The sequence below is a fragment of the Butyrivibrio sp. NC2007 genome, assembly GCF_000421405.1.
GTDB lineage: Bacteria > Bacillota > Clostridia > Lachnospirales > Lachnospiraceae > Butyrivibrio.
Genome location: NZ_ATWY01000009.1, coordinates 101164 through 120106, shown reverse-complemented (window position 1 = coordinate 120106; position 18943 = coordinate 101164). Strand labels below are relative to the sequence as shown.

The 18943-nt window shown below is 46.9% G+C and carries 14 protein-coding genes; 9 read left to right on the top strand and 5 right to left on the bottom strand.

What is annotated here, in order from left to right; genetic code table 11:
- The first annotated feature begins 160 nt into the window (after nt 1–160).
- The 7 genes from clpB (at nt 161) to G632_RS0108855 (ending at nt 9491) form a co-directional block, all read left to right on the top strand.
- A complete protein-coding gene (clpB, locus tag G632_RS0108885; RefSeq protein ID WP_022768677.1) occupies nt 161–2755 on the top strand; it encodes an ATP-dependent chaperone ClpB in 2595 nt (864 codons plus the stop codon).
- Between the two features lie 152 nt (nt 2756–2907).
- Nucleotides 2908–3156, top strand: coding sequence for a DUF6171 family protein (locus tag G632_RS0108880; RefSeq protein WP_022768676.1), 249 nt, complete (start codon nt 2908–2910; stop codon nt 3154–3156).
- 723 nt (nt 3157–3879) lie between these two features.
- Nucleotides 3880–4515 carry an endonuclease III domain-containing protein gene (locus tag G632_RS0108875; RefSeq protein ID WP_022768675.1) on the top strand — a complete coding sequence of 212 codons (636 nt, stop codon included), beginning with the start codon at nt 3880–3882 and terminating at the stop codon, nt 4513–4515.
- A gap of 192 nt (nt 4516–4707) precedes the next feature.
- On the top strand, nt 4708–6663 hold the full coding sequence (locus G632_RS0108870) for a fructose-bisphosphatase class III (protein ID WP_022768674.1): 1956 nt from the start codon (nt 4708–4710) through the stop codon (nt 6661–6663).
- Between the two features lie 92 nt (nt 6664–6755).
- Nucleotides 6756–6968: a hypothetical protein gene (locus tag G632_RS0108865; protein ID WP_022768673.1), complete on the top strand. Its 213-nt coding sequence runs from the start codon at nt 6756–6758 to the stop codon at nt 6966–6968.
- A gap of 196 nt (nt 6969–7164) precedes the next feature.
- Nucleotides 7165–9177, top strand: a complete 2013-nt coding sequence (locus tag G632_RS0108860) for a methyl-accepting chemotaxis protein (RefSeq protein ID WP_022768672.1) — start codon at nt 7165–7167, stop codon at nt 9175–9177.
- 14 nt (nt 9178–9191) lie between these two features.
- Nucleotides 9192–9491: a hypothetical protein gene (locus G632_RS0108855; RefSeq protein WP_022768670.1), complete on the top strand. Its 300-nt coding sequence runs from the start codon at nt 9192–9194 to the stop codon at nt 9489–9491.
- A 63-nt stretch (nt 9492–9554) separates the two neighbouring features.
- Here G632_RS0108855 and G632_RS0108850 read toward each other — a convergent pair whose 3' ends face one another.
- The 5 genes from G632_RS0108850 to G632_RS0108830 form a co-directional block, all read right to left on the bottom strand.
- Entirely contained in the window at nt 9555–9893 is a 339-nt protein-coding gene (locus G632_RS0108850; protein WP_022768669.1) for an L-rhamnose mutarotase, read from the bottom strand.
- A 136-nt stretch (nt 9894–10029) separates the two neighbouring features.
- Nucleotides 10030–11577 (bottom strand): glycosyl hydrolase family 28 protein, encoded by a 1548-nt coding sequence (locus G632_RS0108845; RefSeq protein WP_022768668.1) that lies wholly within the window; start codon nt 11575–11577, stop codon nt 10030–10032.
- On the bottom strand, nt 11567–13351 hold the full coding sequence (locus tag G632_RS0108840) for a GDSL-type esterase/lipase family protein (protein WP_022768666.1): 1785 nt from the start codon (nt 13349–13351) through the stop codon (nt 11567–11569). Before G632_RS0108840 ends, G632_RS0108845 begins: the two co-directional genes overlap by 11 nt.
- Before the next feature lie 22 nt (nt 13352–13373).
- Entirely contained in the window at nt 13374–15542 is a 2169-nt protein-coding gene (gene gnpA, locus G632_RS0108835) for a 1,3-beta-galactosyl-N-acetylhexosamine phosphorylase (RefSeq protein ID WP_022768665.1), read from the bottom strand.
- A gap of 18 nt (nt 15543–15560) precedes the next feature.
- The gene (locus G632_RS0108830) at nt 15561–16610 is read right to left on the bottom strand and encodes a glycoside hydrolase family 88/105 protein (RefSeq protein ID WP_022768664.1); all 1050 of its coding nucleotides are present in this window, start codon (nt 16608–16610) and stop codon (nt 15561–15563) included.
- Nucleotides 16611–16780: 170 nt separating this feature from the next.
- Here G632_RS0108830 and G632_RS0108825 point away from each other — a divergent pair, with 170 nt between their 5' ends.
- Together G632_RS0108825 and G632_RS0108820 are read left to right on the top strand one after the other, a co-directional pair.
- Complete coding sequence (locus tag G632_RS0108825) at nt 16781–17740, top strand: AraC family transcriptional regulator (RefSeq protein ID WP_022768662.1); 960 nt, start codon at nt 16781–16783, stop codon at nt 17738–17740.
- Between the two features lie 244 nt (nt 17741–17984).
- Nucleotides 17985–18935, top strand: a complete 951-nt coding sequence (locus G632_RS0108820; RefSeq protein WP_022768661.1) for an ABC transporter permease — start codon at nt 17985–17987, stop codon at nt 18933–18935.
- The last annotated feature ends 8 nt before the right edge of the window (nt 18936–18943 follow it).

The following is an 18943-nucleotide window of genomic DNA, read 5'->3' as shown; positions in this document are numbered from 1 at the left end:
CTTCAGTAATAGAAAATGCTACCCTAGGGCATACATTTTTAACGATAAGAAGAAATTATAATTAGCACTCTCTTGACGAGAGTGCTAATTTGTGTTATACAAAGAATAGAACAACAAACACAGAGCAGGAAATCCATTTTGCCTGCGGAGAGGAGTGTTTATGAATATACAGAAGTTTACCCAGAAATCAATTGAAGCCGTGCAGAACTGTGAGAAGGTTGCGGTTGAGTACGGCAATCAGGAAATTGAACAGGAACACCTTCTATATTCTCTCATGACAATTGAGGATAGCTTAATTGCCAAGCTTGTAGAGCGTATGGGGGTCGACACAAGGTCTTTTATCATGAGGATAGAAGAGGCTATCGGCAAGAGAACCAAGGTATCCGGAGGCCAGCCGTATATCGGCGCTGACCTTAATAAGGCGCTGCTGTCCGCTGAGGATGAGGCCAAAGCACTTGGAGATTCCTATGTTTCCGTTGAGCATTTGTTCATGGCTGTGATCAAGAAGCCTAACAAGGCGGTAAAAGAGCTTTTGGCGCAGTTCGGAATTGACAGGAACAGATTCCTTCAGGTGCTGTCTGAGGTTCGTGGCAACAGAAATGTGACAACGGATAATCCGGAGGCGACTTACGATACTCTGAATAAGTACGGAACAGAACTGGTTGAGAAGGCCAGACGTCAGAAGCTCGATCCTGTAATTGGCAGAGATACTGAGATCCGTAATGTCATCAGGATTTTGTCGAGGAAGACTAAGAACAATCCTGTACTCATCGGTGAGCCAGGTGTTGGTAAGACTGCGGTTGTAGAAGCACTTGCTCAGAGAATAGCCAGTGGCGATGTTCCGACAGCGCTCAAGGACAAAAAGATCTTTTCCCTTGATATGGGCGCTCTGGTGGCCGGAGCCAAGTACAGGGGCGAGTTTGAGGAGAGGCTCAAGGCCGTCCTTGAGGATGTAAAACAGTCGGATGGTGAGATCATTCTTTTCATAGATGAGCTGCATTTGATCGTTGGCGCAGGTAAGACCGACGGCGCAATGGATGCGGGCAACATGCTTAAGCCTATGCTGGCAAGGGGCGAGCTTCACTGTATCGGCGCAACGACGCTGAACGAATACAGGCAGTACATCGAGAAGGATGCTGCCCTTGAGAGACGTTTCCAGCCGGTTATGGTGGACGAGCCTACCGTTGAGGATACCATAAGTATCTTGAGGGGCCTTAAGGAGAGGTACGAGGTCTTTCACGGAGTAAAGATCATGGACTCTGCGCTGGTGAGTGCTGCGGTTCTTTCGAATAGATATATTTCGGACAGGTTCCTTCCGGATAAGGCTATAGACCTGGTGGATGAGGCTTGCGCGCTGATCAAGACCGAGATGGATTCAATGCCGGCGGAGCTCGATGAGATGAATCGTAAGATCATGCAGATGCAGATCGAGGAGGCGGCTCTTAAGAAAGAGGATGACTCCTTAAGCATTGAGCGTCTTAAGAATTTGCAGAAAGAGCTTTCGGAGCTGCGTGAGGAGTTCGATACCAGGAAGGCTCAGTGGGACAATGAGAAGCAGGCGGTTGATAAGCTTGCTGCAATGCGTGAGCAGATAGATACCATAAATTCTGAGATTGCGATTGCCCAGAGAGACGGTGATTACGAGAAGGCCGGAGAGCTTCAGTATGCAAAGCTCCCTGCTCTTAAGAAGCAGCTGGAGGAGGCTGAGGAGGCGGCTAAGGCCGGCGAGAATGAGACTTCGCTTGTGCATGAGAGAGTTTCCGATGAGGAGATTGCAGGTATCATCAGCAGATGGACCGGAATTCCTGTAAATAAATTGACTGAGAGTGAGAGGAACAAGACTCTGCATCTGGCAGATGAACTTCATCATCGTGTCATCGGTCAGGACGATGCTGTAACCAAGGTTTCTGAGGCAATCATGAGATCCAAGGCAGGCATCAAGGATCCTAGTAAGCCAATCGGTTCATTCCTGTTCCTCGGACCTACAGGTGTTGGTAAGACAGAGCTTGCCAAGTCGCTGGCACAGGCGCTCTTTGATGATGAGAACAACATGGTCAGAATTGATATGAGTGAGTACATGGAGAAGTTTTCCGTGTCCAGACTTATCGGAGCACCTCCCGGATATGTTGGATATGAGGAAGGTGGCCAGCTGACAGAAGCTGTAAGACGTAAGCCTTATGCGGTAGTTCTTTTCGATGAGATCGAGAAGGCTCACCCGGATGTCTTTAACGTGCTTCTTCAGATCCTGGATGACGGACGTGTTACGGATTCTCAGGGCAGGACTGTGGACTTCAAGAACACTATCCTTATCATGACTTCAAACATTGGCGCCCAGTACCTGCTTGATGGAATCAGGGATGACGGAACCATCAGCGAGGATGCTGAGAATATGACTATGGATGATCTGCGCGGACACTTCAGGCCTGAGTTCCTCAACAGACTTGATGAGATAATCATGTTCAAGCCTCTGACCAAGGACAACATCGGAAACATAGTAGGCCTCATCGTTGATGACCTTAACAAGAGACTTGCCGACAGAGAAATCAGCGTTCGCCTGACTCCTGCTGCAAGGCAGTTTGTCATCGACAACGCTTACGACCCGATCTACGGCGCAAGACCTCTTAAGAGATTCGTGCAGAAATATGTTGAGACGCTTTCAGCAAAGCTGATCCTTGAAGACAGGGTAGCTCCTCATGATATAATTGAGTTTGACGTACAAGGTGGAGAACTTGTCGCAAGCGCAGTGAAGGGATGAGTCACCGGGGACGTTTCACTTTGACTCATTTTGAGACACCGGGGACGTTTCACTTTGACTCATTATGAGTCAATGGGGGAGTCAAAGGGGACGGTTCTCTTTGACTCCTCGCCGGTTCACCGATTCTGCGAATAGAAAGGAACATGTAATATATGGATAACAGCTGCAAGAGATGCCTGTTGCGCGACATGGCGGGCAATGAGGACATCAAATCACAGCTAGAGAAGACAAGAAGCCTGATGTCAGATGATGAGAAGGCTTCTGATGAGAAATATGAAAAGAGGTTGTCACAGTGCAAGAGCTGTGACAACCTTCTTGATGCTACCTGCCTTAAGTGTGGGTGCTATGTTGAGATAAGGGCACTGGCTGACGGCGCAAGATGCCCGGCCAAGAAGTGGTAAGCTGTTAGGGAGTCAACGGGGACGGTTCTCTATGACTCCCTTTTTTATGAAAGTCATGCTCAAAGCTAAAAAGTGAGTTGACGCATGACTATCAATTCAAAGATTTTGTTCAAAAACTTTTGTCTGCCATATTTTCTATACCCTGCAATGAGTTTGCTTGATATACATAGAAAATAAATTTGCACAAAAACTTTGGATAGCCTTATTTCCATGCCCTATGCTTACTTTTGCTCATATATATAGAAACCCATTCTGGCTTGCCAACAACTTTCCATACCCCAAGACAACTTTTTTAACTATATATAGAAAAATCAATAATCAAGCTTTTCAATCCTCTTTATTTTCCATAACTTAGCCCCGGTTAGACTCATATATATATAAAATCTCAGAATCAAAGATTTTCTACGCCCATAAGACACTTTTCACAATATAAGTAGAAGGGATTTCCTGTTATAATTTGAATACCTCTTTTTTCTACGCCAACGGAGAACTTTTTCAAATATAGGTAGAAAAAAACTCAGGGCATTCTACGCCCACAGGCTACTTTTATCTGTATAGGTAGAAAATAACCCCTTATGCAAATTTCCTCTCCTTGGCTTTCTACGCCCATAGGCCACTTCTGACCATATGGGTAGAAAATCAAAAAATGAGCCACTGACTCCGTCCCTAGGGCTCAAAAAATGAGCCATTGACTCCGTCCCCGGGGTTCATTATCATTAAGCTATGACTAAGAAGAAGCTTGCTCTCGAGGTAATCGAGAGACTAAAAAAAGAATATCCGGATTCCAATTGCACACTGGCATATGACAAGGCGTGGCAGCTGCTGGTGAGCGTAAGGCTTGCAGCGCAGTGCACGGACAAGAGAGTGGATATGATAACCCCGCTCCTGTATGAGAAGTTCCCGAGCATTGAGGCACTAGCCAAGGCACCGGTGGAAGAGATTGAAGAAATCGTAAGGCCCTGTGGTCTTGGTAATTCCAAGGCAAGGGATATTTCCGCATGCATGAAGATGCTGCATGAAACCTATAACGACAAGGTTCCGGATACCATGGAAGAGCTTCTTAAGCTCCCGGGAGTTGGCAGGAAGAGTGCAAACCTGGTTCTCGGCGATGTATATGGCAAGCCTGCTATCGTCACTGATACCCACTGCATCAGACTCTGCAACCTCATTGGGCTTGTTGACAATATCAAGGAACCTGCCAAGGTGGAAAAAGAGCTGTGGAAGATCATTCCGCCTGAAGAAGGCAACGGTCTTTGCCATCGCTTCGTTGATCACGGCAGAGCAGTGTGCATCGCCAGACGCCCGAACTGTGCAGAGTGTTGTCTCAAGGACATCTGCAAGACCGGCAAGAAGTCCTAAATCTCGCCCAGCAAACACAGGCATGAAATGCCTGCCCAAGAACCCCAACCCCAGGCCCGACAAAAAGATAACGAGAAAACTTGACCAGACTCAAAGACCAGTAAACGTTTTCGAATAGATAATTGAGATACAATATCGCGTAAAGGGCGAACTATCGCCCATCACAATATCAAATCGTCAACGGGGGATATTATGAAGAATATCGAGTATCTGCGTCTACTTAGCAAGGAGTTTCCCAATTCCAGGAAGGCTGCAGCGGAGATCATCAATCTTCGCGCTATCTGTGCGCTTCCCAAGGGAACCGAGTATTTCTTTTCCGATATACACGGAGAGTACGAAGCCTTCTCACACCTGCTTCGGAGCTCTTCCGGTATCATAAGAGCCAAGATCGAAGAGACCTTTGGCAATCAGATGACTGAGGCCGAGCAGCTTCAGCTCGCAAATCTAATCTATTATCCCAGAGAAGTAATTGATGAAATAAGGCATGACGAGACCTATACCCAGAAGGACCTCCAGGAGCATCAGAAGATAACCATAAACAGGCTTATCTCTATTTGCCGTGTTGTCAGCTCCAAGTACACAAGATCCAAGGTCCGCAAGAAGATGCCCGCCGACTACGCCTACGCCATCGACGAGCTCCTTCACCTTGACATGAACGACTTCAACAAGAAGCTCTATTACAGCGAGATCATAAACGGTATCATCGAGATCGATTTTGCGGACGAGTTCATCATCGCCCTCTGCGAGCTGATCCAGAACCTGACCATCGACTCCCTTCACATCATCGGAGATATCTTTGACAGAGGAGCAAGGCCCGACCTTGTAATGGAAGAACTTATGAACTTCCACGATGTCGACATCCAGTGGGGCAACCACGACATTGACTGGATGGGCGCAGCTTGCGGAAATACAGCATGCATAGCCAACGTACTTCGCATAGGAACTAGCTACAACACCTTCGATGCGCTTGAAGACGGGTACGGCATCAACCTTCGTCCCCTCTCCATGTTCGCAGCGGAAGTCTACGGCGATGACCCGTGCGAGTGCTTCAAAACTCACATCCTTGATGAGAACAAGTACGACGCAGTAAATCCCAAGCTCGCCGCCAAGATGTGCAAGGCCATCAGCATCATCCAGCTCAAACTCGAAGGTCAGCTCATCGAAAAGCACCCCGAGTACGGCCTTGAATTCAGGCTCCTTTTGGACAAGATCGATTACGACAAGGGCGAAGTCACCATCGAGGAAAAGACCTATAAGCTCAACGACACAAACTTCCCAACCATAGATCCCAAGGACCCTTACAAGCTCACAGAAGCAGAAGAGACCCTCATCAGGACCCTGAGATTTTCCTTCATGCACTCGCAGCTCCTTATAAAGCACGTGCAGTTTTTATACTCCCACGGTGGAATGTACAGGATCGTCAACGAGAACCTTCTTTATCACGGCTGCATTCCCATGGACGAGAGCGGAAACTTTGTGCCCATGACCACTTCCGACGGAAGCTTTATGGGAAAAGAGCTTATGGACTACATCAACAAGAAGGCCCACGATGCGTTCTTCCTCGATAGCAGGGATTATCCGAAGGAGAAGCAGGATGCAGTGGACCTCATGTGGTATCTCTGGTGCGGCCCATATTCTCCTCTTTTCGGAAAAGACAAGATTACAACCTTTGAGCGCATGTTCCTTAAACAGGAAAAAGAGCTCACCAAGGAGAACTTCAACCCCTATTACAAATTTTCAGGCATGGAGCCTTACGCAGACAAGATCCTCAAAGAGTTCGGCCTTGACCCTGAATGGGCGCACATCATAAACGGCCATGTTCCGGTTAAGACCGCCAAGGGTGAGAGCCCCGTTAAGGCCGGTGGCAAGCTCTATATTATCGACGGCGGAATCTCCAAAGCCTACCATGAGCAGACAGGAATTGCAGGCTACACGCTGATCTTCAACTCCCACCATCTGGCGCTTGCCCAGCACAAGCCTTTTGTTAAGGGAAAAGAGAATACACCTACCATCCAGATCACCGAGAAGACCAAGAAGAGGATCCTCGTACAGGATACTGATATAGGAAAGGGCCTTCAGAAACAGATCGATGATCTTAAAGATCTTTTAAAGGCGTTTGAGAGCGGCCTTATAAGGGAGAAGAATTAGAGTTAATAGACTGTTTATAAAAATGTTATTTGACGATATATATAGTGACTAAGTAAAATGTCTGTAGGTAAGATTCGAAAGGAAATCAGAAGATGGATGCAAACGGATTAACCCCTGAACAGCAGGCGCTCCTTGCCAGCATTATGGGAAAGTCTTCACAGGCCGGTGGCGGCGGTGGCTTCAGCCCGGCTTCCGTTCCTACGCCTGCAGCTTCTGCACCTGCAGCTGCTCCTTCCCCTGCGGATTCAGGCAAGATGTTGTCTCAGGCAGAGATTGATGCTCTGATCGCATCGATGGGAAATTGAATATTTAAAAAGACAGTCCCTCGTCAATATCGGCGAGGGATTTTTTTGTGCGTGTGTTAACGATAGGCTGTTTATTAAATTATTGTAAAAACGAACAAAACTTATATATATGCATTATAATGTATCTTGAGAGGGCATAACTATGCCCCGGCCTAAAACTGTTAAATTAGCAATTAATAAAGAAAGGTGCATTTATATGGAGAATAAGGTCAAGAAGGCAAGAAAGAGCGTCAGTGGGAAACTATTAAAGATCGTTATCCCGATGATCGCAATTTCAATCATTGTGATCATGCTTATCGTAGCAACCCAGGCAAGGAGCATCATTGTCGAGCTTGCAGAGAACAACCTTGAAAAAGAGTCCGAGTACTACACAGAGAAGATCGGACGAGAGATAACCAACATCGTTGAGTATCTTGATGCATCGGCAGAAGCTCTTGGCGCAGTGTCATTCCCCAATGACCATGCAATGGCGAGCTTCCTTATCCCAACACTTTCAAAATCTGAGTACATGCCAAACGGTATGTATATTGCAACGGCTACAGGAGACTGGATTGATCCTTCAGGATGGGTTCCGGATCCCGACTACGTACCACAGGAGAGAAGCTGGTACATCGAGGGACTTGAGCACAAGACCTTCCTTCCCGGCGAACCCTATGTGGACTCAGACACCGGCAGCACCGTAGTGTCTTTTACCAGAACGGTTAAAATCGCAGATGCCAGATCAGGTGTGGCTGCAGCGGATTATACCCTTGACGGTATCGTTGAGGAGATCAGTGCTATCAAGCCTGTTAAGACCGGCGGGGCAATGCTTCTTTATAATGACACCATTCTTTCGTATTTTGATGCAAGCTTTAACGGAACCAGCGTCAGTGCACATCCCGAGGCCCTGTTCCTCCAGAATGCATATCAGCTTGCACAGAGCGGATCGACAGATGTAACTGAGCTCAAGAATGAACACGGCGATACTTATTATGTTCGCGCCAGTGTGATCCCCGGAACTGACTGGACACTTATCTGTTCTGTATCTAAGAACGACGTATTAGCAGGTCTTAACAGATTCCAGATCATATGCTATGGCCTCATGATCCTCATGGTCATCGCCATTTCTGTAGTTCTTTACATGCTGATCAGAAACATCGTATCAAAGCCTGTTGGCGCCCTTACTGAAAATATCACAAGGATCACTGACGGTGACTTCACGGTTGAGATTCCTGAGGGCGGCGATGACGAGATCGGCCTTATGAATAACAACATGAGAGAGTTCGTAAGTCACATGAGAGGAACTCTCGGAAATATCAAAGACGAGACAGACAGACTTGCAATAGAAGCTGAGAACAGTAAGGATGCATCCGGCAAGCTTAACATTCAGGCTAATGAGCAGTCCACAAATATGGGACAGATCAGAGATGCCATGAACGGAATGGCAAGTGCAGTTGCAGAGCTTGCAGAGAACGCTACAGAGCTTGCTAACGAAGTTGCAGACCTCACCGAGCAGGGCAATGCAGCCAGCGAAACCGTTAACAACCTGGTTGTTAAGGCAAAAGACGGACAGCGCGACATGGAAGTTGTACAGAGAGGCATGGAGAAGATTTCCACGTCCATGGGCGATATGAACAGCGACGTTCAGGCGGTTGGCGAGTCTGCTCAGAAGATCAACTCCATCATCGAGATCATCAACTCCATTGCATCCCAGACAAACCTCCTTTCACTGAATGCTTCAATTGAGGCAGCAAGAGCAGGAGAGGCAGGTAAGGGCTTTGCCGTAGTTGCTCAGGAAATCGGACAGCTGGCAGCTAACTCCGCAGAATCAACCACAGAGATCGGCAAGATCATAGCTGAGATCACTCAGCAGATAAAAGAACTTTCGGAGAAATCCCAGGCTAACATGGATGAGATCACAGCGAGTTCAGAAGCCGTACAGACTGCAGGAAAGACCTTTGAAGAGATCTTCTCAAGTCTTGATGAGACCAGCGATACATTCAGAGAGATGATCGACAAGATCGGCAACGTAGACACAATAGCTACATCCGTTGCAGCTATTTCCGAGGAGCAGTCGGCAAGTACACAGGAAGTTACAGCAACAACCGACAATCTCGCAGTCAGCGCTCAGCAGGTTGCAGACGAGAGCCAGGGTGTTGATGACAGTGCAACAACAGTATCAAGTGCAGCAGCAACTATTGAGGACTTTGTAAGAGACTTTAAGATCTAAAGAAGGAGGAAATTATGTATATTTCGATGCAATGCTCAGATAACAGTGGAATGCTGAATACGGAGATATGTACCTTCTATGGTATAAGATACGTTCCAAGATTCAGATCGGCCGTAATCTCTACAGAGCATCTGAATCATGAATACGTAATTCCAATGACTCCACAGGATTATGAGGTGGCGGTAAAGCAGATACATGCAGCCATGAAGGCACATGCTACCATGATCTCAATTGACAGTGGAATGGTTTGTCGCGGCCGAAAGGGCGAGATCAGAAATGTGGAGCCACAAAAGCTTACAATTTCTGCTGTATAAATTCATAAGATAAAATAAAACCGTCACTTTTCTCTGAATAAAAAGTGACGGTTTTGCTTTTGTTTAGTCCAGGCGAAAGACCTGTTTCATCTGCTTCTGGGCTCCTGTCTTTTCGTCCTTTTCCAGGATCAGAATGCCCTTCATGCTCTCATCCCATCTGTCTACAACTTCGCTCTCTGCCTGGTATCTGCCGGCATATTCTATGCCCTTTTCACACTCGTAATATCCAAATACCTCAGCGTCAAACTTAGCATCATCAAGCTCGTACATGTAGATGCTATAGTTGCAGATTCCTGCGGCCTTTAGGACTTCTACCATCTCAGGCCAAATCTCATCATGTCTTTTGATGTATTCGTCTTTCTTGCCCTTTAGTACCATACCTTTCCATGCATATCGTTCCATACTTACACCTCCTTATAGTTATTGTGTTTGGCGTGAGTCAGTGGGGACGTTTCAGTTTGACTCATTTTGATTCGCAAAATGAGTCAAACTGAAACGTCCCCACTGACTCACGCCAAACTTAAACGTCCCCATTGACTTAAACAGTTCCCATACCACTTCTTGGACACTTGGTTATGTTTTCAAAAACAGGGTCGATCGCATACTCCACATGAATGTCCTCAACGCCCTCAGCAGGTTCTTCAATCTCGATATCCTTAAAGCTTATGTCCTTAAGCTCGTGCCCGGGCTCATCAAAGCCGCAAAGCTCAATGGAAGGGCAGTCGTGCCACTCATTTTTGCCGGCGTTGTTATCAAGAAATCTTCCAAGAAGATGCATCCTCTCAAAGTGACAGTCCTCGATAACGGGAGTGGTCTTTGCGCCTTCGCCGTCGTCGTTGAAGGTCACGGAATGGATCATTACGTGGGAAGCTGCAATATCCCTTACGGATACGCCCTTAACGTAGCCTCCGCGCTTCTTGGTTGACTTGATCTCAATTCCTGACCAGGTGGGCCTCATGTCGCAGTCCCATAAAAAGACATTTTCCACGCCGCCGCTCATCTCGCTTCCGACGCAGAGTCCGTGGCCGATGTGGCAGATGCAGTCAAAGACTCTGATGTTCTTTGTCGGTCTGCCGATGACATTGCCCTCAGGGTTCTTACCTGACTTGATGGCAACGGAGTCATCCTCGGTGTAGAAGTCGCAGGCGTAGATCGTTGAATTGGTCGATGAATCGGGATCCCAGCCATCGCCGTTCCACACGCCCTGAGACTTTATGGTGCAGTGATCAGTAACAACCTGATCTGAGTAAACAAAGTGTAGATTCCAGGAAGGAGAAAAGCCCAGTGTCAGATTTGTGATCCAGATATTTCTGCAGTTGCTCATATTGATTAGCCTGCCTCTGACTCTGTGGGAGATGGTCTCGGGCTTCTCATATTCTTTTATCTTATCGCCCAGCGAAGCGATGTATTCCTTAAGGTCCTCAGCCTCAATCTTGGCGCAGGCCTTTGCAAGGAGCCAGCCGCCGCCCATGATGCTTCCGCCGCCTCTGATCACAACGTTTTCGCAGTTATAGGAGGCGTCGTGATCGAGCTGTCCGAGATTTAAAAGACTTCTGTAGCAGAGCCTCTCATAGCCCTCAAACCTGCTCTTTATCTTGGGCAGGTAATCGGAAGGACTCTCTGTTCCCTGAAGTGTTGCACCCTTATCAACGAAGAGCTCTGTGTTTGAGTGCATATCAAGAGCACCTGTAAGGTAGGTTCCTGCCGGCACATATACGTAAGAATTCTCATCGCAGTCATCAAGAGCCTTCTGCAGCGCTGCAGTGTTTAAGGTCTTGCCATCGCCGACTGCGTTGTAAGGCGCATCTGTAACATCGATCATTTTCTTAAGGCGAGAGGTCTTGACCGTGATCTTTCCAAGGGAGCGTGAATCCCCATCGGGAGAGTGCATGATGACCTCCACCTCTATGTCTTTTTCAGGCAAAAGACCTTTAAGAGTAAAGTGAGTTTTATCTGTATCTCCGACCGGTTCACCGTCTGCAATCACGCTGTATGAAAACTCTTTTGTTGCATCCTCGGGAAGGTCCCAGAAAACTTCTGCTTCACTTGCTGTGGCTCTAAAGTCCATCATAAATTCATGCTTCAAAGTTGATACTCCTTGTCTTTATGTCTTCTTCCAGATCAATGAATCTGGCAAGAGCTGTATAAACTTCCCCTCGGGAAATCCACTTTCCGGGGGCTGCTTCTTTTCTTTCGTCAATTCCAAGCTCCATGGCCCTTCTTACGCATTCCTCCAAAGGGATATCTCTTTTGGCTTTATCACTTTCATAGAACCTCATAAGGAAGCTGTCCAGTTCCTCGTAAGTCAGAGATTCATTGGGCCTGAAAAAGAGCTTGTCGCCTTCGCTCTTAGTAGTTGCAGGATCTATCAGGTTTTCGGATATCATAGTCTCAACATATCCGCTGTCCCATTCATCAATATTAAGGTCAGAGTACTTGCCTCTGTAAGGCCTTGTTCCAGCGATGCGGAGAGCCTTGAACAGTACCATGAGGAGCTGAGCCCTTGGCAGTGGTGCGTCCGGGTGAAGGAACATAACACAGGGATCGAGGAGACAGTATCTGAAGGCTTTCTCAAGACCTTCCTTATCTTCAAATCCTGCAATATCAAGGTAGGGCAGTGCTATTGAAAAGATATCCGGTTCAGGCTCCTGAGCGGGAATAACTTTTGTATCAGAATCAGGACTCCAAAAACTGCAGGTAAGTCCGTTGTCGCACCTTCCCGGGAGAGTGTCTTTTCCCTTATCCAGGGAGCGCAGAGTTTTCATGAAGATATCGGCTATCATGACGCTCCCGTATTCGTTGGTGTGAGTCACATCGCCGGGCATGAAGAAGTCTTTTGCACTGTCTCCAAACTCAAGCCACTTCTCAAATGTTAGGCCGTGAAGATCTATGAAGGGCACATCAAGTTCTTTTGCCACAGCCTCTGTAGCCTTGGCGTGGTCTGCAAGAAGAGAGTAGTGCCTGTCCATGTTTAGAGCCTGCGCATCCTCTTTAGAAAGCTCAAGGGGAACGCGGCTGATGGGAGAGCAGAGGATTGCTTCAGCTCCGGCCTGTCTTGTCTCCTTGACGTATCTTCTCAGGTTATCCGCATATCCGCCGAAAGCCGCGAGGTTCCTGCGCTTCTGGTCGTTGTGACCAAACTGCATTATCAGGCAGTCGCCGGGCTTTATCAACTCTCTTATTATGTCGTAATGGCCATCATCCCTGAAGCAGTTCGAAGTAAGCCCTGAGTGTGACATGTTGCAGACCGCTGCGCCTTCGATGAAGCGTGGCAGTGTCTGGGCCCATCCGGAGAAGCTTCCGAAGGGGAAGTAAGGAATTCCTGCATTCTGATCGGTCACGGTTGAATCGCCGCCAATCCAGATCACAGGGACGCTTTCCTCAGTTATGGTGACGTCCAGCGATACATTTTCCGGAGAAACGTCGCTGCCGGTGTAGCTTATGAAGATGTCCTTGTCGTTGCACCTTGTTGCGGAAAGTGCAGGAATGAAGGGCGTAACGGCGGTGTGATAGGTCTTTTCCCAGGTGCTGCCACAGGGCACGGTTACGTCTCTTGCAATCATGGCTCTTCTTGAGGAAAAGAGTGTAAGATGCTCGATACTCTTGTTCAGAGCGCTTATTCTAACGCTGACTTTGTAGGTTCCAAAGGAAGGAACCGTCACTTTCACAATCTGAACCTTACGGCCTTCATCTGAAACCGCTTCATAGAAGTGCCTTGTGTTCCAGCCGCCGCTCTTTAGTGACTGCTCATGGGCAGTACCTGATGAAGTTTCTGCCATTTCCGGTGTAAAAAAGCCATAGCCTCTCCCTTGCGAGTAGAGGCTATCGTTATTTTGAAGTTTGAAGTTTATTGAAAACATGGTCGTTCCCCGTTTGTTAATATCATAGGTCGTAGATTGCCGTGGCAAGCGGAGCAATGTCTTTTGCCTTAAACTCACCGCTGTCTGTGACGATGGTTGCTGACTGCTTGCTCTCTGAGTTGTTGATGACAATGAGTTTCTTGCTGCTCTCAAAGAATGCGCACTCAACCATTGGATTGTCGGTGACATACTTGTGATCAAAGGAAAGTCCGCAAGCATACAGCAGAATGTTGAGAAGAAGCCTGTAGTTCTCGGGCGCGTTCTCAAAGGTTGAGAGGTAGATTCCTTTTCCTCTTCCGAAGTCATTTACTGTAAGGAGAGGGTAACCGTCTTTTGACCTGATAACTTTTGCTGCGCCGTCGGTAAGGTGAACCTTGCCGCGAAGAGGGATGTGGCTACCCTCAGGAATAATGCCTTCTGAGTTGTCATCCACAAAGGCCCATTTGCCCATGCAGGACTTGTAGTCGCTGTCTCTGTTTACGCCAAGGACGCCTGACATTCTGAATCTGAAATCCTTCTCGCCTGTTGATGATGGCTCGTTGACGCCGATAAAGCATCCGCCTGCGCTAACCCATTCGGTGAGGACTTCTTCCACAACCGGGTCATTCCAACTCTCTGCGCCGCACCATGCTGTTCCTGCAGAACCTGCGTTGATGATGACATTTATATCCGTTAGATCCATGCTCTTTAAGTCGTCGAAATCGATGTATGTAACATCGACGGGAAGACCGGAGAGGGTCTCGTTTATGTGGATCAGGTCATGCATGTAGGTTTCATGGAAATGGCCTGACAAAGTCCAGCTACGCAGTTTTCCCCAGGAGTGAAGTACTGCGACCTTGATCGGGAGGACGTAAGGTGCGCCTTCTTCATGAAGCTCTTTTATCTGCCTGAACTCATCTGAGATTGTTGCGATATATTCTACAAAGTCCGGGAAATCCTGCACCAGGTGAAGGTATCCGCCAAGACCTATTCTGTCTATTTTGGCACGAAGAAGAGCACGACGGGCGCTTCTCCAGTAAAGAGCTGCATCTCTGGCTGGATCGCCGCCCTTTGAGAAAGTCGGAAGTCCGCCAAGTCCCACAGGGAACAGGTAAGGGTGAAGCCTTATCTCGTGAACCGGCACGTCAACTCCTGCGCAGAGTCTTACTTCATAGCCTGAGAAGATGCACTTGATAAGTCCGTCAAAGCCAAACTCCTTAAAGCGCTTACCGTATGGCTCAATTCCAACCCAGCTGTCATCGTAAAAGACATATGCCTTTTTGCCAAAGCTGTGAACGATGTCCACAAGCTCTTTTCCGAAGGAGACAACGAACTGATTTACAAAGTTCATGTAGTCTCTCTGTGTCTTGACAGGCGGAAGGTGCGTTGGGTGAAGAAGTCCGGTGTTTATGAAATCCTCGGCTGTGAGCTTATATCCGTAGCTCTCCGCAAAGTCATCCAGCATCTTGGGACTTACGGTGAAGTCGTAGGAACCCCAGTCAGTGAAAAGATTGCGGTTTCTTGGGCTGCTTCCCCACATCCATACGAAGTTGTAGAACATGGATGTAAAACGTACAACTGTTGTGGCCGGATGCTCCTTGCACCAGTTTGTAAGCCAGTCCTTCAGGTACTCTCTGGTTTGGGGATATACAGGATCAATCTGCATCAGATGCTCCTTGTCCCAGTTGTTGGTCACGTGGTTGTACATGGAAATCTCTTCCCAGATCCTGTAAGCCAAAAAGCTCACGGTATATTTGTGCCATGGAATGATGTTGTTGACTATGACATTCTGAGCCTCTTTCTCATAGGTCCAGAAATTTCTGTTGACTTCCCTTCCTGTGGTGCGGTCATAGACCTGCCAGTATTTCATTGAGTCAGCGCTGTCGTTGATCTTAAACTGCTGATCAAAGAAATCATCCATCAGGTGGAAGGTTAAAATTGAATCCTCTGCAACCTTGGGAGCTGTTGTGAGGAAGGTCTGCTGGAGCTTGTCCGGGTTCTTCCTCGCCCATTCATTGTGATCCCTGATTATGCAGATAGTGGAGTAGATCCCATATCCTGAATTTGTAATCTCATCTGAAAGAACAGTACCGTCACTGTCCCTGATAACATCTGCGCCCCATTTTTTAGCCAAATCAAGGGTAAGCTCTTCATAACCCGCTTCACCGGGCAGAGTGAAGCCCCCTTGTGTGTGCTTTACGATGTTGTCCATTTTTTAACCCCCGAATAATTAAAGTGCTCCGTCGCTTCTGATCTTGTCGTAGTTTAAGATGCCTGCGAAATATGCAAGAGCCAGACCCTGTCCCCAACCCTGGATCCAGTCTCTGGAAATACCACGGTATCCGTCTCTGTCTTTCATGACAGCTGTGCCACCGGAGACGTTCAAAACTCTTCCGTCAGGTGATACGTTCTTGAGGATACCCTTGGTTGATTTGTTGATGTATTTGATGTGAAGAGGATTGCCCTTGTTTATCATGGCAGCAGCAATTCCGCAGCTGGCTGATATCTCCTCATAGGACTCCTCATCGTCAAGGATGGTTCTGTAAAGACCGTCCTCAGTCTGCAGCAGCTTGATGCTTGCAAGCTGTTCGTTCAGTGAGCCGACAATATCCAGGAACTTAGGGTATAAATAGCACTCCGGAAGAATGCGACCAACCTCAGACATTGTGTAGGCTGCCCAGGCATTGGCTCTTCCCCAGAAGAACCCTGACATGTGGTCTTTGGTGATGTTGTTGTAACCGTGGTAGAAAAGACCTGTCGCCGGATCCTGGAGATATTTGATGTGCCAGTAGTACTGGTTTAAAGCATCGTCAATTAGTTTTTCATCTTTTAAAAGAACTCCCGCTCTAAGCAGGAAAAATGCAGCCATAAAAAGAGTGTCAGCCCAGCACTGCTCCGGGAAATCGTTGTTTACAGAGACTGTGTGCTGAAGGACATTGTCGCCAAATCTAAGGGCGTCATTCTCGAGATAGTCGATTTTACTCTTTGCGATATCCAGGTATTTCTCATCGCCTGAGTACTCATAAAGTGACAAAAGAGCATGTCCCATGGCACAGGTATTTACAGTAAAAGATGGAACGCCGAGCTCGATATACTCATCAATCCTATCCTTTAGAGCAAGGATATATTCCTCATTTCCTGTGGCCTTATAAGCCTCGCAAACGCCGTAATAAGCCACTCCTCCGGGCCAGTCCCAGGTCAGGTCCATTCTCATGGTGCGCTTTACTATTGCGTCGATCGTGCTTTCTATTCCTTTTTTGTCATATATAAGATTGCCCATAATTTCGCCCCTTTATGGTTATTTTACAAAAAGTATATTTTCATATGGTCGAAAAATCTCTCCATATACTAACAAAAACTTTGCAATTTCAACTATTTGAGGTTAGAATTTCTATTAGGCGTGTTTTTTGCCAAATGGAACTGTATATTTATTAAATTAAGGAAAAGATTATGTCAAAGCCCAAGAAAACAGTAATTGAATACAGAAATTACGAGCTTCCCATCAATTTTCCCGTGCTGGTGCTGACTGGAGACAGATGGTATATCTCTGACGTCAAGTCCGGCAAGCTTCATTTCCACAACTGTCTGGAGATAGGTATATGCCACCAGGATAGCGGATTTATTGAGTTTGCGGATGAGCCTGTGCCCTTTAAGGCAGGAGATGTTACCTTTATATCAAGGAACGTTGCTCATACATCCTACAGTACCAAGGGTGAATCGAGCTTGTGGTCGTATATTTTCCTGAATCCCGATGATCTCTTTAAAGGGATATTTGGCGCATCTTCGCCATATGGGGAGATATATTATGATATGACTCAGAATCTTCAGATGATACTGCACGGCTCCGAGCACAAGGAGATCTACAGCCTTGTAACCCAGATACTGTCTGAACTTGTGAACAAGGAGATGAATTATCAGATAGCAGTTAAGGGGCTTATGTTATCTCTTTTCATGAAACTGATGAGAGTCTATGCGGGGCAAAAGAAGCAGAGCATCGCCCAGAGAGCTGCCCATGACAACGATATCGCCATCATGCCGGCGCTTGAATATATAAGGGAAAACTACATGTTAAACTTCCCTATAGAAGATCTGGCGAATATGTGCCACTTGAGCCAGACCCACTTCAGAAGGGTGTTCCACGAGATCATGCAGACAAGTCCTTTGGACTATCTCAACACTACGAGGATCCTTCAGTCCTGCATTCTCCTTAGGACCACAGAGGAGTCGATCCTTTCTATATCAGAGCAAGTGGGATTTCGGTCAGTATCCAGCTTTAACAGGCATTTCTCTGAGAAGATGGGCGCTCAGCCAGGAGAGTGGAGGCGCAAGATGATCAAGATCGACAATGCCTCAATAATGAAGTATACAGGCTGGACTCAGGCTGAGAAACTTACAGAATCAAGAAAGTGAATATACATATATAGTGAATAATGGATGAATAAAAAGAGTCCTTGAGGCTCTTTTTATTTTGGGCTCCACGGAGAAATGGCTTTGTGCAAAATGCATAAAATCGAAAACGATTAAGTGTAAATAGTAAACATATCAACAATAAACTCGAAAAATAAATGGGTGAAAATGCATAGCTTTTTTGACTAAGTGATTAGATGGGAGAGGTAAATTACTTTAGTATTGTCCATAGAAAGGGGAGAGAGATATGGGAGCAAAAAATAAAAGTAGGGGAGCAGTCGCTACCGGTTCAAGCTGGAAGCATTCTCTAAAACGAGACTGGCAGTTATATCTTCTTCTGCTCATTCCACTTATTTTGGTTGTAGTATTTAGCTTTGGTGCATATCCGGGTCTGAGAATGGCCTTCATGGATTACAAACCTGCCAAAGGCTATGCGGGTTCTAAATGGGTTGGCTTTGATACCTTCAGAAAGGTATTCAGAGATGCGGACTTCTCAAGAGCCCTTAGAAATTCAATAGTATTTAACTTACTTGATCTTTTCGTAGGATTCCCGATGCCGATCATCCTGGCACTGATTCTCAACGAACTCAGGTATAAGAGATTCAAGAAGGTTTCACAGACAATTCTTTACCTTCCTCACTTCTTATCCTGGGCCATCATCGGAAGCGTGGCACTTACAATGTTCAAGCCAACAAGCGGTCTTGTAAACATCGCCATGATGAAGATGGGAATGATCACCCAGGGAATTCCGTTCCTCAATGAGAAATGGCACTGGGCAATAACCTACCTCCTCATCGGAGTATGGCAGTCCATGGGATGGGGCACGATCCTCTACCTGGCAGCTATCACCGGTATCAGCGGAGAACAGTATGAGGCAGCCATGATCGACGGTGCAAACCGCTGGCAGAGAATGCTTCATATAACACTTCCGGGAATCAGGAGCACAATCGTAACACTGCTCATCATGAACCTTGGACGTGTAATGGGAAGTAACCTTGAGAGACTTACATCCCTTGGAAATACACAGGTAAAAGAGTTCCAGTATCAGCTGGCTGTGTACATCTTCAATAAAGGTATTGGAAACAACAAGTTCAGTATGGCTACTGCCGTCGGCCTTTTCCAATCAGTTATCGGTGTTGCACTGGTTCTTTTATCAGACAGAATAGCCAAGAAGCTTGGCGAAGACGGACTACTATAGGAGGAACT

Excerpts from the sequence above, each read along its gene's own strand:
- clpB (WP_022768677.1), top strand. The coding sequence starts at position 161 with ATGAATATACAGAAGTTTACCCAGAAATCAATTGAAGCCGTGCAGAAC.
- G632_RS0108880 (WP_022768676.1), top strand. The coding sequence starts at position 2,908 with ATGGATAACAGCTGCAAGAGATGCCTGTTGCGCGACATGGCGGGCAAT.
- G632_RS0108875 (WP_022768675.1), top strand. The coding sequence starts at position 3,880 with ATGACTAAGAAGAAGCTTGCTCTCGAGGTAATCGAGAGACTAAAAAAA.
- G632_RS0108870 (WP_022768674.1), top strand. The coding sequence starts at position 4,708 with ATGAAGAATATCGAGTATCTGCGTCTACTTAGCAAGGAGTTTCCCAAT.
- G632_RS0108865 (WP_022768673.1), top strand. The coding sequence starts at position 6,756 with ATGGATGCAAACGGATTAACCCCTGAACAGCAGGCGCTCCTTGCCAGC.
- G632_RS0108860 (WP_022768672.1), top strand. The coding sequence starts at position 7,165 with ATGGAGAATAAGGTCAAGAAGGCAAGAAAGAGCGTCAGTGGGAAACTA.
- G632_RS0108855 (WP_022768670.1), top strand. The coding sequence starts at position 9,192 with ATGTATATTTCGATGCAATGCTCAGATAACAGTGGAATGCTGAATACG.
- G632_RS0108850 (WP_022768669.1), bottom strand. The coding sequence starts at position 9,893 with ATGGAACGATATGCATGGAAAGGTATGGTACTAAAGGGCAAGAAAGAC.
- G632_RS0108840 (WP_022768666.1), bottom strand. The coding sequence starts at position 13,351 with ATGTTTTCAATAAACTTCAAACTTCAAAATAACGATAGCCTCTACTCG.
- gnpA (WP_022768665.1), bottom strand. The coding sequence starts at position 15,542 with ATGGACAACATCGTAAAGCACACACAAGGGGGCTTCACTCTGCCCGGT.
- G632_RS0108830 (WP_022768664.1), bottom strand. The coding sequence starts at position 16,610 with ATGGGCAATCTTATATATGACAAAAAAGGAATAGAAAGCACGATCGAC.
- G632_RS0108825 (WP_022768662.1), top strand. The coding sequence starts at position 16,781 with ATGTCAAAGCCCAAGAAAACAGTAATTGAATACAGAAATTACGAGCTT.
- G632_RS0108820 (WP_022768661.1), top strand. The coding sequence starts at position 17,985 with ATGGGAGCAAAAAATAAAAGTAGGGGAGCAGTCGCTACCGGTTCAAGC.